General features: G+C 68.4%; 17 protein-coding genes and 1 pseudogene. 10 read left to right on the top strand and 8 right to left on the bottom strand.

Features of this window, described 5'->3' with window-relative positions; translation table 11 throughout:
- Nucleotides 1–60: 60 nt before the first annotated feature.
- The 3 genes from ACFFC4_RS07275 (at nt 61) to ACFFC4_RS07265 (ending at nt 3,201) form a co-directional block, all read left to right on the top strand.
- Nucleotides 61–255 (top strand): hypothetical protein, encoded by a 195-nt coding sequence (locus ACFFC4_RS07275; RefSeq protein WP_375499386.1) that lies wholly within the window; start codon nt 61–63, stop codon nt 253–255.
- A gap of 64 nt (nt 256–319) precedes the next feature.
- Nucleotides 320–1,567, top strand: coding sequence for an NAD(P)/FAD-dependent oxidoreductase (locus tag ACFFC4_RS07270; protein ID WP_375499262.1), 1,248 nt, complete (start codon nt 320–322; stop codon nt 1,565–1,567).
- Between the two features lie 74 nt (nt 1,568–1,641).
- Nucleotides 1,642–3,201 (top strand): GAF domain-containing sensor histidine kinase, encoded by a 1,560-nt coding sequence (locus ACFFC4_RS07265; protein ID WP_375499260.1) that lies wholly within the window; start codon nt 1,642–1,644, stop codon nt 3,199–3,201.
- A gap of 19 nt (nt 3,202–3,220) precedes the next feature.
- Here the strand turns inward: ACFFC4_RS07265 and ACFFC4_RS07260 are convergent, their stop codons facing one another.
- From ACFFC4_RS07260 to ACFFC4_RS07245, 4 genes are all read right to left on the bottom strand, one after another.
- Complete coding sequence (locus tag ACFFC4_RS07260) at nt 3,221–4,186, bottom strand: DNA polymerase domain-containing protein (protein ID WP_375499258.1); 966 nt, start codon at nt 4,184–4,186, stop codon at nt 3,221–3,223.
- A gap of 111 nt (nt 4,187–4,297) precedes the next feature.
- Nucleotides 4,298–4,693 carry a type II toxin-antitoxin system VapC family toxin gene (locus ACFFC4_RS07255; protein ID WP_375499382.1) on the bottom strand — a complete coding sequence of 132 codons (396 nt, stop codon included), beginning with the start codon at nt 4,691–4,693 and terminating at the stop codon, nt 4,298–4,300.
- A gap of 20 nt (nt 4,694–4,713) precedes the next feature.
- The gene (locus ACFFC4_RS07250) at nt 4,714–4,950 is read right to left on the bottom strand and encodes a type II toxin-antitoxin system Phd/YefM family antitoxin (RefSeq protein ID WP_375499256.1); all 237 of its coding nucleotides are present in this window, start codon (nt 4,948–4,950) and stop codon (nt 4,714–4,716) included.
- 5 nt (nt 4,951–4,955) lie between these two features.
- Nucleotides 4,956–5,333 carry a DUF4262 domain-containing protein gene (locus ACFFC4_RS07245; RefSeq protein WP_375499254.1) on the bottom strand — a complete coding sequence of 126 codons (378 nt, stop codon included), beginning with the start codon at nt 5,331–5,333 and terminating at the stop codon, nt 4,956–4,958.
- A gap of 109 nt (nt 5,334–5,442) precedes the next feature.
- Here ACFFC4_RS07245 and ACFFC4_RS07240 point away from each other — a divergent pair, with 109 nt between their 5' ends.
- Nucleotides 5,443–5,700, top strand: a complete 258-nt coding sequence (locus ACFFC4_RS07240) for a type II toxin-antitoxin system Phd/YefM family antitoxin (protein WP_375499252.1) — start codon at nt 5,443–5,445, stop codon at nt 5,698–5,700.
- Entirely contained in the window at nt 5,697–6,098 is a 402-nt protein-coding gene (locus tag ACFFC4_RS07235; protein ID WP_375499250.1) for a type II toxin-antitoxin system VapC family toxin, read from the top strand. Before ACFFC4_RS07240 ends, ACFFC4_RS07235 begins: the two co-directional genes overlap by 4 nt.
- A gap of 433 nt (nt 6,099–6,531) precedes the next feature.
- Here ACFFC4_RS07235 and ACFFC4_RS07230 read toward each other — a convergent pair whose 3' ends face one another.
- The gene (locus ACFFC4_RS07230) at nt 6,532–6,897 is read right to left on the bottom strand and encodes a hypothetical protein (RefSeq protein WP_375499248.1); all 366 of its coding nucleotides are present in this window, start codon (nt 6,895–6,897) and stop codon (nt 6,532–6,534) included.
- Between the two features lie 332 nt (nt 6,898–7,229).
- On the opposite strand from ACFFC4_RS07230, the gene ACFFC4_RS07225 reads away from it, so the two are divergent.
- The 4 genes from ACFFC4_RS07225 (at nt 7,230) to ACFFC4_RS07210 (ending at nt 10,132) form a co-directional block, all read left to right on the top strand.
- The gene (locus ACFFC4_RS07225; protein ID WP_375499246.1) at nt 7,230–8,486 is read left to right on the top strand and encodes a nucleotidyltransferase family protein; all 1,257 of its coding nucleotides are present in this window, start codon (nt 7,230–7,232) and stop codon (nt 8,484–8,486) included.
- A gap of 51 nt (nt 8,487–8,537) precedes the next feature.
- Nucleotides 8,538–8,687, top strand: a complete 150-nt coding sequence (locus tag ACFFC4_RS07220) for a lasso RiPP family leader peptide-containing protein (RefSeq protein WP_375499244.1) — start codon at nt 8,538–8,540, stop codon at nt 8,685–8,687.
- Between the two features lie 78 nt (nt 8,688–8,765).
- Complete coding sequence (locus ACFFC4_RS07215) at nt 8,766–9,851, top strand: asparagine synthase-related protein (protein WP_375499380.1); 1,086 nt, start codon at nt 8,766–8,768, stop codon at nt 9,849–9,851.
- On the top strand, nt 9,848–10,132 hold the full coding sequence (locus ACFFC4_RS07210) for a PqqD family protein (protein ID WP_375499242.1): 285 nt from the start codon (nt 9,848–9,850) through the stop codon (nt 10,130–10,132). The genes ACFFC4_RS07215 and ACFFC4_RS07210 overlap by 4 nt, the downstream gene beginning before the upstream one ends.
- 416 nt (nt 10,133–10,548) lie before the next feature.
- Here ACFFC4_RS07210 and ACFFC4_RS07205 read toward each other — a convergent pair whose 3' ends face one another.
- From ACFFC4_RS07205 to ACFFC4_RS07195, 3 genes and pseudogenes are all read right to left on the bottom strand, one after another.
- Nucleotides 10,549–11,076: a GNAT family N-acetyltransferase gene (locus tag ACFFC4_RS07205; protein ID WP_375499240.1), complete on the bottom strand. Its 528-nt coding sequence runs from the start codon at nt 11,074–11,076 to the stop codon at nt 10,549–10,551.
- 9 nt (nt 11,077–11,085) lie between these two features.
- A pseudogene (locus ACFFC4_RS07200) lies at nt 11,086–11,612 on the bottom strand (DUF6596 domain-containing protein).
- Between the two features lie 8 nt (nt 11,613–11,620).
- The gene (locus tag ACFFC4_RS07195; RefSeq protein ID WP_375499238.1) at nt 11,621–12,055 is read right to left on the bottom strand and encodes a YciI family protein; all 435 of its coding nucleotides are present in this window, start codon (nt 12,053–12,055) and stop codon (nt 11,621–11,623) included.
- 150 nt (nt 12,056–12,205) lie between these two features.
- Here ACFFC4_RS07195 and ACFFC4_RS07190 point away from each other — a divergent pair, with 150 nt between their 5' ends.
- Nucleotides 12,206–12,964 carry a class I SAM-dependent methyltransferase gene (locus ACFFC4_RS07190; RefSeq protein ID WP_375499236.1) on the top strand — a complete coding sequence of 253 codons (759 nt, stop codon included), beginning with the start codon at nt 12,206–12,208 and terminating at the stop codon, nt 12,962–12,964.
- Nucleotides 12,965–12,978 lie beyond the last annotated feature (14 nt).

The raw sequence follows: 12,978 nt of genomic DNA, 5'->3' as shown, positions 1-12,978 counted from the left end.
GCCCCGCAACGGTGTGGGTCGACGGCGTCACCGAGCGCATCACGCACGCCGCCATCGGCTATGTCGACGCTGGTGCCCTACCACTTGGCCCACGGCCTGCTCGACGTCGTCGAGCTGCTGTCCCACATCGACCCCACGTCGGCCGCGGCTCACCTCCAGGAAGCATCCAACATCAACAATTATCTCGGCGCGCCGGCACTGATTCGGCGGCTTCAGCGCAGCTCCATCCAGTCAGACGGCACCGTTCCGGTATGAAGGGCAGCGCTGAGCTCCGGCACGGCTCGCGAACGTGGCACTCCCTTTCGCTACCGTCGATTCGGTGACGCAGGCGTGCGATGTGGTCGTGGTCGGGGCCGGACTGGCAGGTCTGAACGCTGCTCGTCGGCTGCACCGCGCGGGCCTGTCGGTGCTCGTGCTCGAGGCCTCCGACGCAGTGGGCGGACGGGTGCGCACCGACACCGTCAACGGAATGCTGCTCGACCGCGGCTTCCAGCTGCTGAACCCGTTCTACCCGCGCGCCCGGGCTGACCTTGACCTCGCGGCCCTCGACCTGCGGACGTTCCAAGCCGGCGCAATGGTCGGCCACGGCGACGGTCGCTTCGTGGTGGCTGACCCGCGCCGCTCGCCGCGTGATCTGCCCGCCGACCTGCGCCTGCCGGTCGGCTCGCTGCGGGCCAAGGCCAGCTTCGTGCGCTGGGCAGCCACCGTGGGCTTCGGGCCGGCATCGCGGATCAAGCGCAGCCCCGACCGCAGCCTCGCGGAGGAGCTGCGACGGCGCGGGCTCGACGGGCCGCTGACCGAATCCATCCTGCGGCCGTTCCTGTCCGGAGTGTTGGGCGAGGACGAGTTGCGGACGTCGCGTCGTTTCGCGGAGCTGATCGTCCGCTCATTCGTACGCGGCTCGCCGGGGGTGCCGGCCGCGGGGATGCAGGCGATCCCCGACCAGTTGGCCGGCGCGCTGCCCCCGGGCACGGTGCGGTTGTCGACGCCGGTGACCTCCGTCGCCCCGGGCGTCGTTCGCACGGCTGCAGGTGAGTTCATGGCGCGGGCCGTGGTCGTCGCAGCCGACCCGGTCACCGCCGCGGCCCTGACCGGACTGCCCGAACCGGCGATGAACGCGTTGACGACCTTCTACCACCGCGCACCTGTGTCTCCTGCGCAGCGCCGCCTGTTGCACCTCGACGGCGATCGGCGCGGTCCGGTCGCGAACACCGCGGTGCTGACCGACGTCGCGCCGGCGTACGCGCCCGGCCACGCACTCATTGCATCCAGCGTTGTCGGTACGGACTCGTCAGGGGAAATGGCGGCGCGGGTGCGCACCCAGGCCGGCCTGCTGTACGGCGTCGACCCGGGGGAGTGGGAGCACGTCGGCACCTACGCGATCCCACACGCGCTCCCGGCGATGCCGCCCGGCACACCGCTGCGTAAACCCGTACGCCTGGCCGACGGGTTGTACGTCGCCGGTGATCATCGCGACACGGCCTCACAGCAAGGTGCGCTGGTCTCCGGTCACCGAGCAGCCGGAGCTGTGCTGGCTCAGTTCGATGCTGTGTCAATGACTGCATGACGGGCCGTCGTCCGGTTCATATCCGCTACAGTCTGTTAGCCCAAGTCCATCCTGGATCCCCGGGGGATGAGTCTGTGAGCAGCGTGTTCGACGACAAGCCGTCAGCCGAAGCCGCCATGCGCCGTGCTCTCAACGATTCGCCGCAGGCCGGCGCGGACCGCCCGCTGCCCGAGCTACTCACCGACGTCGCCCGCGATCTGCACGGCACCGTTGCGTGCCAGTGGGTGGCCATCGTTGTCTGGGCGAGCGATGGACCGCCCGAACTGCTCGTCACCGCCGGCGACGACGCCGCGGCTCGCACCGAGATCGATGGGCCGCAGAGCGCCGCTGACCTGCTCGAAGACGCCGCGCCTGCGCCGCCGGACGGCGGGCCGGTGACCCGGCTGACCGTGCCGTTGCTGCTGCGTGGGCGGACGGCCGGTGTCGTCGACATGGGTGGAATCTCCCCCGACGCTGATCTGGCGGAGGCCGACTCGGTGGTGCACGCAGCGGCAGCGAACGCGGGCGCCATCGTCGAGCGGGCGCGCACTGCCGACGCTAACCGGCGACGCGAGAAGTGGCTGTCGGGCGGCACCGACATCGCGCGTGCGCTGACGGCCGAACACCATCCCGACCCGCCGGCCATGATCGCCGAGCGGGCCGCGGAGATCGCCAGCGCAGACAACGTCCTGCTGCTGAGTCCCGGTGCACTCCCGGGACTGTTCCGGGTCGACGCGGCGGCCGGCGCGACAGAGATAACGGCGGGGCAGCAGCTGCCCGACACCGAGGACGGTCACCTCGGGCGCGTCCTCGCCGAGGGTCGAGCGGTGCGCATCGACGACGTGGCTGTGGCCACCCCACAGGATCATCTCGCCGTCGGTGCGTCGCTACTCGTGCCCATGTTCGGAAGCACCGGCTTGCGTGGCGTCATGTGCTTCGGCCGTCTCGGACGCAACACGTTCAGCGAGGCCGAACTGGGCATGGCCACCCTGTTCGCCGGAACGGTGGCGCTCGCGCTCGAGCTGGCCGAGTCCCAGAGCCGGCGCGAGCAGGTCGCGCTGATCCTCGAACGCGACCGTATCGCTCGGGACCTGCACGACCACGTGATCCAGCGGCTCTACGCGATCGGGTTGACCGTGCAACACGTGAGCTCGCTCGCCGGCGGCGAGACGGCAGACCGCCTGTTCAACGCGGTCACGGACATCGACGCGGCCATCGCCCAGATCCGTTCGACGATCTTTCGGCTCACCACCCCCATCCTCGGCGCCGACAGGTCGCTGCGCGCCCTCGCCGACGCACTCATCGACGAGTTGGAACCCGTCCTCGGCTACCGACCCGCGCTGCTGTCCGAGGGCCCGCTCGACTTCGGTCTGGACGATGACCTGATCACCGATTGCGAGGCCGTGCTGCGCGAGGGCATCACCAACATCGCGCGGCACGCGCAGGCCACGCGCGCGGACGTCAAGATCGCCGTCGGACGTGATCAGGTGCAGATCGAGATCAGCGACAACGGTCGCGGCCTCGGCGACACCGACCGGCGCAGCGGGCTGGCCAACATGCGCCAGCGTGCAGAACAACACGGCGGCGCGTTCGAGCTCGCCGACGCCCCCGGGTCCGGTACCCGGCTGGTGTGGACCGTCCCGCTGGGGGAGTAGCGCTGCTCGCTGCGGCGAGTCAGTCGGGTGGCGGCCCGTCGGAACGCTGCGCACGCTTTCGACGCTTGCCGGCGTGCATGGCCTGCACTCGGGCCACCGGGATCGCTTGGCCCTCGTCCAGCAGCGCCTGCGGCAGCTCCTGGGGGGCCGGCAGCAGGGTGACCCACGGGTCGCTGTCGCCGAGCAGGTCCGGCACCGTACGGATGGTGAACGCCAACGGATCGACCTCGGCGAGATCGACCCAGGCCACCGGAAACGACACGGGCAGGCCCGGACGTATTCGTGGACTGTAGGCGGCCGCGACGGTGGCGCCACCGGCTCGCGTCGAATCGAGGAAGACCTTGCCCTCGCGTTCGTCACGGACGAAGGCGGTAGTAGCGAGGTCTGGATCGAGCCGTTCGGCCCGAACCGCAATCGCCCGAGACGCGGCAGCAGCCTCATTGGCGCCCGCCGACGCCAGCGGGACGAAGACGTGCACGCCTTTCGCCCCACTCGTCTTCACCGCACCATCGAGCCCGACGTCTGCCAAGGCCTGCCGGACGAGCTGCGCAGCCGCCACGACAACCCCGAAGTCGGAGTCGAGCGGCGGGTCGATGTCCAGCACGAGGTGGGTGGGTCGGGTGTCATCGGCCAACCGGAACAACGTCGGGTGAAATTCAACCGCCCGTTGATTGGCCAGCCAGAGCAGCGTGCGGCGGTCGTCGCAGACCGGATAGGTCACGGTCCGCTTCGAGCGCTGCGCCCAGCTCGACGATCTACGGATCCAGTCCGGCGCATATGTCGGCAGGTTCTTTTGCATGAAAGACGCCGACCCGGGACGCACGCGGATCACGGACAGCGGACGGTCGGCGAGCACCGGGACGAGCCGGTCGGACATAGCGTCGAGGTAGTCCAGCAGCTCGCGCTTGGTGACGTCGGTGTCATCGTGCAGCGGCTCGTCGAGATGCGTGAGCGCGATCCCGTCACGCGCCTCGTTCGCGGCCACGCCCTTATCGTCTCAAACGGGTGCTGTAGTGGCGTCGGCTGAGACCGAAGTTGGTCGCGCACTTCGCTAAGTTTGTTGTGCCGATAATGCACATTATGTCAATTAAAGCAGCTATCGATCCGGGTGAGGCACGGCGCGAACCTCGAGACCCTCGATCCCCTGAAAGTCGTCAGGATTGCAGGTGTGGATCGGAATGTTCTCGGCCAGAGCTGACGCTGCGATGAGCGCGTCGTAGGCCCGAGCACCAGGTTTGCGGCCGGCGGATCGCAGTGACGCCGCCACGCGACCGAACGCGCGGGCCGCCTCGGGTCCGAACGGGATCGCGTCGAAGTCGGACTCGGCCTGCTGCAGATGCGCCTGGCGTGCAGCACGCTCCTTCGCAGTGTGTGCAACGTGCGGACCGACGGACAACTCAGCCAAAGTGATGGCGCTGATGACGGAATCGGTCGGCAAGGTCGAGGGATCGGTGAGCCGGCCGAGCAGGATCACCGTCGAGGTGTCCAACATCCCTCGGTCTTCGGCCTCGGTCACAGTTCGGCATCCAGCACCGTATCCATGTCCCTGCGGAGCGCATCGGGATCGACAACCGGAAGGTGGCGACGTCGCGCGATGAGGTCTGATGCCGACGGGCTCCGGCGGGTGCGAGGCCGCAGCTCGGCAACCTCAGCTCCATCGCGCGTGACGACGAGCGCCTCGCCGCGCGCCACCCGGTCGAGGACCTCTCCCCCGTGGTTGCGCAACTCGCGGACGGTGACCGATTCCATAGCCCTCACTGTATCACCGGTGATACCAGACCGGGCGGTCTGCGCGCCGAATAGTGCCGATCCGAATATTGACGGATACGCAACCCGGACCGCACCGCCCGGTCTGCCAGGGAATTCAACGCGTGGTGCATGACTGCGACCGGTAACCCGGTCATCGCTAGTTCCGGATGGCCGGCGCGGTGGCCCAGCCCGACCGTGTACGCGAACGCCGGGCCGTCGTTGCTGTCGGAGTCGCTGCCGCAGCAGGTGCACGGTGCGTCACCGCCCACCGTGACCACCTGCCACCCGCATCGGATGACCGTTTCGATGCAGCGAGGGTCGTCGGACGCAGCGAACTCATCGACAAGGTCCGGAACGCAGATCCGGCACGCCCAGCCCGACACGGCCGGAGTGGACCCATCGCTGGTGTCCTCATGGCGCGCAGCGTGTCAGGTGGGTCTGACACTTTTGCACGGCTGCCTATAGTGTGGCGGAAGTGCTACGATTGCGCACATGACAACGGTTGCGTCGCGCGATCTCCGGAACCACACGGCCGAAGTCCTGCGTCAGGTCTCCGGTGGCACCAGGGTCACAATCACCGTGAACGGCACGCCGGTAGCCGAGATCGGGCCGGCGCGTTCGACGCGTCCGCAGTTCTTCACCAAGGCTGAGCTCGTCGACCTCGTCCTGCACCATCAGGCCGACTCCGGGCTGTCTCGCGATCTGGAACTACTCGCCGGTGACACCACGGACGGCCTCGACGCGCTGTGAGCACGCGTCCAGGCCTGCTCGACACGAGCGTCCTCATCGCCCACGAATCAGGACGCCGCCTGAACGGTGACGCGCTGCCCGAGCAGACCGCGATCAGCGTGGTGACCATAGGCGAACTGCATGCCGGCGTACTTGCCGCTTCCGACACCCCCACCCGGGCTCGTCGCCTGTCGACGCTCGAGTCTGCCTCGGCCGTCGAACCCCTGCCGATCACCGCGGAGGCCGCTCGCCGGTGGGCCGAGATGCGAGTGCGACTGGCGGAACAAGGTCGCCGCGCCAAGGTAAACGATCTATGGATCGCAGCCGTTGCCACGGCCAACGGGATGGACATCATCACTCAGGACGACGACTTCGACGCCATCGAAGAAGCCGGAGGACCCACAGTCATCCGAGTGTGACGCCGGCACTCCCCCGCGCGGCGGCCGGGTCGGTGGCGCTGGTCCAAGACGACCGCGCCGGCCGCCCGCGTGGGAGTGCCGCTCGTTCGGGGTACTGCGGGAACCCCTCACTGCTGCACCACCGCGTGTTGCCGGCGTGAGTTACAGTGGGACCTTCAGCCCCCGCAGGTTCTGCTGAACACTCCCCCGATGGGGTTCTCCCCACGGCGGCACCTCGGGTCGCACAGGATGCCAGCCACATGCATCTGCAGCAGCCATCTTCGACGCGTGCGTCCAAGCCGTCCACGTGAGTGCGGCTAACCCAAGGACTGGACGCTTTGTCTACGGCATTGACGTGTACGGGCTGGACGAAGTAGCCGAGTTGGACGCCGCTGCAGTCGGGCCGGGCTCCGTCGCAGTGCGGGTCTCCAGGCGCGCCGGTCCCCCCGAGCCACTACATCGCCTCGACGCTGACCGTTCGGTCGAGCCGGCAGGCGCACAGCACCAGTGGGTCTTTGAGCGCAGCGCCGGTACGGCTCACCTCGTCGGACCACCACTCGATCCGGACCTGCTCGCGCATCCCTACTTGGCCTCTGCCGCAATCGCCTTCAATCGATGGGCAGGTCGTGAGTCCTTCCATGCCGCATCGTTCGCAGTGGGCGGGCAGGCCTTCGGCGTCATCGGTCCGCGTACCGCCGGTAAGAGCACGATGATGGCCGGCCTGACCCAGGCGGGGTTCACGGTCCTCTCGGACGACATCGTCATCACCGATGGAGTCGATGCGTTTGCCGGTCCTCGATGCATCGATCTGCGAAGCCATGTCCCCGGCAGTCACCTGGCGGCCACGTCGGCACGACTGGGCACCCGATTCCGGTTGCCGCTACCGAGCGCGCCAGCTCAGCTGCCGCTGGGGGGATGGATCTTCCTTCATTGGGGACCGGAGGTGTCGATGCAACCGTGTCCACCGACTGTTGTCCTGTCCAGGCTTGCTACATGGCGCGGTCGACGAGGCCTGGCCACCGACCCGGGCGTGCTGCTCGACCTCGCAGCTCTACCCGCGTGGGATCTCGTGCGTCCGGCGGATTGGCAGCTGTTCGATCAGACGACCGACACTGTAACCAGGACGCTTCTCGACCATGCCGTGGTGTCTGCATGACCGCCACCATCGCGTCGTGGATCACGGCCGCCCGAGCGCTGGCACTGGATGACGCGGCCGTCGCCACGACCACGCTGCTGCAGGCTGCCGGCATCGAGGTACTGCTGATCAAGGGTCCGCTCACTGCCGCGCGCTTGTACGCCGAGGCGCCGGACGCCCGCAACTACTGCGACGTCGACCTGCTCGTCGCGCCGGACCGGTTCGCCGACGCCCAGGCCGCCTTGGCCCGCGGTGACTTCACCCCGGGCCGCCCCGGGGTCAGGCCGTCCGAGCAGAACGAACGAGAGGTGACGTGGTACTTCCCTGGCAGCGCGCGGCTGGCGATCGACCTGCACCGGTCGTTGGCCTGGGTGGGTGACCCGCCGGTTCTCTGGTCCCGGCTGTGGAGAGATCGAACAACCATGGTGCTTCAGGGAACGGACCTACAGGTACCCGACGCCGCAGGCAGCGCGCTCATCATCGGGTTGCATGCGAGCCGGCCCGGCAACACTCGAAAACCCATGCACGACCTGGCTCGTGCAGCGACGACGTTCGACGACGTCGTATGGCGTCGAGCGATCGACACCGCGCGGGAATGCGACGCGATAACCGGGTTGGTGCTCGGCCTCGACGCCGTGCCGGAAGCTCGTCCGCTGCTGGCCCGTTTCGACCTGCCGACGACTGCGCCGACGGCGATGCGCTTGCACGCCTACGGCACGTCGCCGGCGGGTATGGCCCTGGGACGCCTGCTTGAGGTTCGCGGCCCGCAGGCCCGGATCCGGCACCTCCTGGACCGTGTGGTCCCGTCCGTCGCGCACATGCACACATCGTGGCCCGCTTCGTCCTCCGGTCCCATCGGGCTGCTTCGAGCTCATGCGCAGCGGTGGTCGCGACTGGCTCGAACCCTGCCCCGGGGTCTCGCCGAGCTCGCCCACGCCCGGAAGGGGGGTTCGGCCGGGCGCGACTATTGGACCGTCGATTCGCTCATTGCCGTCCGCGCTCAGGTGGAAGCACGCGGATTGGAGCAGATCCGGCCGATCCGTCCACCCAACCGCGCAGTTACGGAGAGTAGCATGGAGACCATCCTGCAGCGTCAGGGCGCCAGCTGTCTGGAACGCTCGCTGGTCCGTCAGCAGTTCCATCTCGCGAAGGGACAGCAGCGCGCTCTGATCATTGGCTTCGCGCCGTCTACCGAAGCCTTTCGGGCCCATGCCTGGCTTTCCGGTGACGTCGAAGACAAGGACGAGAACTATCTAATACTTCATCGCGCCTAACCGCGGCAATGAAACCTCCACGACAGCATCAAGGGAAAAGGCGAACTCATCATGGGTGACGACGACAAGAGCCACGTTCAGACAGCTGATTACGAGGTGCCAAGAATCGTGCGGCTCGGCACACTCACCGAATTGACACAGGGCGGCACGGTGGGGCTCGACGACGGGACCGGCGGAGCCGGCGACAGCGGATCGTTCTAGACCACAAGGCATATGACACCGTCTTGTCCACGTGAATGAGCAAAGCGACCTGACGCCCACAGCGCTCGAGATCGCCAGCTGTACCGCCGACGGCACAGCCGCCGCTCCCTGCCGCCGACTGGCCCACCTCTGAGTCCGCTTGCTGCACTGGAGGAAGCAGTCCTGCCGGCGCTTCAGCGGTCGCCCTGTGTCGTCAGCTTCTCCGGTGGTATGGACTCCTCGTTTGTGCTGTCCGTAGCCGCCCGTGTTGCCCGCGGCGCCGGCCTGCCCGCCCCGATACCGGTGACCTGGCGATTCAGCGGGGCGCCGCGCGCCCAGGAGTCAGCGTGGCAGGAGCGGGTCATCGCAACGATGCCCGACCTCGCGTGGCAGGTGCTACGAGCCGACGACGACCTCGACCTGATCGGACCCGTGGCGCAACGCGTACTGACCCGACACGGGGTCCTGCTGCCACCCAACGTCCACCTGCACCTACCCATCGTCGAACTGGCCCGCGGTGGCTCGGTGCTTACCGGGGTCGGCGGAGACCAGATGCTCATCGGCCACGGGTCACGCAGCCGGTCGATCCGGATCCGCTCGCGCGCCCCGGATCGCCTGGTCGCGGTTGTTCGGCAGCTCCAGGGACGCAACCAGTACCCCTGGCTGCAGCGATCGGCCGCGCGAAGGGTGCTTCGTGCGCAACGACGCACCAACCGCCACGAGCCGCGACCGCTGGACCGACGCATCGCCTGGCGTGCCCGGCAACGAGCACTGCTGATGGCGTGCGCCAGCCTGAACACGATCGCAGTGGCGTCCGACACCCGGGTCGTCAACCCCCTGCTCGACGCCGGGTTTCTCGCCGCGCTGTCAGGGGTGGGACCGGTCCGCGCAGGATCCACGCGAGCGGACCTGCTCCGCATGATTGCCGGCGGCGCCCTTCCGGCCGCCGCCACCGATCTGCGTCCGAAGGCGAGCTTTCTCGAGGTGTTCCTGCGCAACCCCACCCGGGAATTCGTCCAGTCGTGGGACGGCCTCGGTGCCGACGAGACCGTCGTCGATGCGCCCACCTTGCGTGCTATCTGGGCACGCTGGCCAATACCCGCTGATACCGCAGCACTCGTGCAGCAACTGTGGCTCACGAAACGCCAAACACGAGAATTAGATGTCATGGAGGATCACAAATGAGTCCGGCTAATGAGTTACTTGTCGTCGGCGGGCCTGATGTTGCGTGGCGCGAGACCGGTGGAGAAATCGTTGTTCTCGACCTGGCTGGATCCGTCTATTTCGGGTTGAACGGGATGGGTGCGGAGCTATGGAAGACATTGCTGGCTGGTTCCAGCAGAGCAGAGCTCACCGCTCAATTGTCCCGGCGCGCGGGCCGCGTCGGTCCGCAATTGCAAGTTGACGTAGATCAGTTTCTGGCTGACCTCGATGAGCACGGATTGCTGCGCCGCACGCTGGTCTAGCGGCCGGGGTGACTCGCGATTGGGCGGGCATCATCTGTGTGAAATCGGCGTAGTGGACAGAACACGCTGCGTTGCTGGTTTGCCCCCCGGATGGAAGCACTCCACGGCGGCACCTCGTGCCAAGGACCTCTGATCGAGCGTCCTGCTGGAGGACCACCGTGAGTCGAAGCTCCCGCCTGCGACGCCCGGTCGCGATGATCACTGCCCGCACGCTCGCGATCTCCGGCCTGCTGATCGTTCTCGCCGCCTCATGAGCTACGTCGACACCGACGGATCGGCCGGCGTCGGCGCCCGACGTTCAATTCCTGCACTGCGACGGTGACGGTCCCTGCCGGGACCACCGTGCTGTACGCCGGGTTGAGCTGCGGCACGTTCTGGTTCGGCTAAGACGTCGACGCCACCACGAGCAGCGGTACCTAGGCGCCGGCGATCATCAGGACCGCGTCGACGCTGCGTGGCCCCCACTGCTGCCGTGCGGCGCCGACTTCACGCCAACCCCGCCGCAGGTAGAAGTCGCGAGCCGCACTGTCCGGATCGACGAGGAGCACGGGCACCCTGTCGATGTCGGCCGCGGCCCGCACCGCATGTGCCAACAGCGTCGTCCCGTTTCCCGGCACCGACCGGTCGGTGACGAATCGGGAGAGCACAGCCAATCGACCGACGGCGACACCGGTGGCGTGCTGCCACTGCACGGCCGCTGCGTCCTCTCCCGCATCGTTCCCAGGGACGGCCGTCGGGTGTAGCGCGATGTGGCCGATCACCCGCCTGTCGTGCTCGGCGACCAGCCCGGCGAGCTCACGCGGCGCGGCGAGCCAATCGGCGCGTACCGCTGACGCGCGAACCGGGTATCCCTCGCGCTCGTGGGTCCGCTGCAGCATGGTCAACAGGACGGGGAGGTCAGCGTCCCGCCTCGGCCGCACCGAGATGTGCGCACCTGCAGCCACTGTCGGATCCTAAGCCGGCCCGCCGCGCTGCAGGTCGGTCAGGCGCGCGGCCTGCCTGGTGAGGTGATCACGTTCCGCCACGTTCGGGGCGGTTCGGGCGGCGTCGGCGTACAGCCGCGCCGCGTGCGCGTGCTCGCCGGCCCGCTCGCGTAGGTGGGCCTCGACCGCCCCGTACCGCGGGACGTCGCGATCCACACCTGCTTCAGTGCAGCGCGCCGCGCGGCGTGCCCGGTGCAGCAGCATTAGCGCCAGCAGGCCGCACACCTCCTCGTCGTCGGACATTGCCCGCACCTGCCGAGCCAGGCGGATCGCCTCGTCGGCAAGGTCCACCTCGCCGCTGTACCCTCCCGCGCATGCCGTGACTGATCGGCGCGGGCTGCATCCAGGAACTTGCGCCAGGCAACCGTGATCAGCCAACCCTTGGGATCGGCCGGCGGGTCGGCCGGCCATGACGTGAGGGCCCGGACCAGCGCCTCCTGCACGGCGTCCTCGGCCGTCGCGAAGTCGGCTCCGCGACGGACGAGAACCCCGGTCATTGCCGGGATCAGCTCCCGCAGCAGCGCATCGTTCGCTCGCCGTCGATGGGCGGCGCCGACATGAACGGCCGCAGCTCGATCCACTCGTAGATCGGGTCGCCCTTGGGGCCGGGTGCCGCCGACAGCTCACCGGCCAGCTGAAGCGCGCGGTCGTAGGTGTCGACGTCGATCACCATCCAGCCGGCGATGAGATCCTTCGTCTCGGCGAAGGGCCCGTCGGTGACGGCCGGGCGCCCGGCGCCGTCGTAGCGGACGAACGTGCCCTCTGCAGACAAGCCCTGGGCGTCGACGAACTCGCCGGTCCCCTGCAGCCGGCGGGCGAAGTCGTGCATGAAGCGGATGTGCGCGTCGACCTCCGCCGGCGTCCACTGGTCCATCGTGCCGAAGTCGACGTGCGGGGTCGGGCCGCCGCGGTAATGCTTGAGCAGCAGGTACTTGGCCATGAGCGTTCTCCCTCGGTGCGGCGCGACCATTGTGGTCGCGTTCATATCAGGGACGGCGCCGGGCAAGGATTCTCGACATGCTCGGGCAGCGAATTCTGAAATACCGGACGCGGTCTTGCCGGCTCCCGCAGGTCCGCTCAGCATGGCGTCGTGACCGGTCGTGCAAAGAGTTTCGGCTCAGCCGCAGCGGCCTACGAGCGGTACCGGCCGGGGTACCCGGACGAGCTGGTGGACACTGTGCTCATCTACGCCGGGCGGCCCGTCCGAACCGCGCTCGAGATCGGTGCCGGTACCGGGAAGGCCACCCGCGCGTTCGCCGATCGCGGCATTGCCGTCACGGCCACCGAGCCGGACGAGGCAATGCTCGACGAGCTGCGCCGGCACGTGCCGGCGTCGGTGACGACGGTGCAGGCCACCTTCGAGAACCTGTCGACCACCCGGACGTACGACCTGGTGTTTGCCGCGGCGTCGTTGCACTGGACGGCGCCGGTGGGTCGGTGGCCGCGCGTGGCGGCGCTGCTCGCGACATCGGGCACCTTCGCCTGCTTCGGCGGGCAGCTGGAGCTGAGCGACCTGGACGTCGAGCGGGCCGCGCGGTCGGCACGCGAGCCCTATCTGCGTGACGACGACATCGTCGTGCCCGACCTGCGACCGGCCGGTTCGCAACTGCGCTGGCCGGGATCCGAGCTGCTCGACTGCGGTCTGTTCACTGATGTCCGGGAATCAACGATCCCCCAATCCGAGACCGTCTCGGCATCGGACTACGTCGGCCACCTCTCGACGGTTTCCGCCTACCTTTTGCTGCCGCCCGCGGTCCGCCGGGTGGCCCTGACCCGCATGCTGGAGGTGCTGCCCGACCAGGTGAACGTCACGGCCGACATCACGCTGCACACCGCCCGGCTTGCGTGAAGCAACTCAGGACG

This window comes from uncultured Jatrophihabitans sp. (genome assembly GCF_964244045.1).
Lineage (GTDB): Bacteria > Actinomycetota > Actinomycetes > Mycobacteriales > Jatrophihabitantaceae > Jatrophihabitans.
Note: the sequence above shows the minus strand (reverse complement) of the source record. Positions and strands in the feature narration are given on the sequence as shown.

What these genes read in the sequence shown, in the direction of transcription:
- ACFFC4_RS07240 (WP_375499252.1), top strand. Translation starts at nt 5,443, where the DNA reads ATGACAACGGTTGCGTCGCGCGATCTCCGGAACCACACGGCCGAAGTC.
- ACFFC4_RS07255 (WP_375499382.1), bottom strand. Translation starts at nt 4,693, where the DNA reads ATGTTGGACACCTCGACGGTGATCCTGCTCGGCCGGCTCACCGATCCC.
- ACFFC4_RS07195 (WP_375499238.1), bottom strand. Translation starts at nt 12,055, where the DNA reads ATGGCCAAGTACCTGCTGCTCAAGCATTACCGCGGCGGCCCGACCCCG.
- ACFFC4_RS07220 (WP_375499244.1), top strand. Translation starts at nt 8,538, where the DNA reads ATGGGTGACGACGACAAGAGCCACGTTCAGACAGCTGATTACGAGGTG.
- ACFFC4_RS07230 (WP_375499248.1), bottom strand. Translation starts at nt 6,897, where the DNA reads ATGGCTTCGCAGATCGATGCATCGAGGACCGGCAAACGCATCGACTCC.
- ACFFC4_RS07210 (WP_375499242.1), top strand. Translation starts at nt 9,848, where the DNA reads ATGAGTCCGGCTAATGAGTTACTTGTCGTCGGCGGGCCTGATGTTGCG.
- ACFFC4_RS07250 (WP_375499256.1), bottom strand. Translation starts at nt 4,950, where the DNA reads ATGGAATCGGTCACCGTCCGCGAGTTGCGCAACCACGGGGGAGAGGTC.
- ACFFC4_RS07225 (WP_375499246.1), top strand. Translation starts at nt 7,230, where the DNA reads ATGACCGCCACCATCGCGTCGTGGATCACGGCCGCCCGAGCGCTGGCA.
- ACFFC4_RS07275 (WP_375499386.1), top strand. Translation starts at nt 61, where the DNA reads ATGTCGACGCTGGTGCCCTACCACTTGGCCCACGGCCTGCTCGACGTC.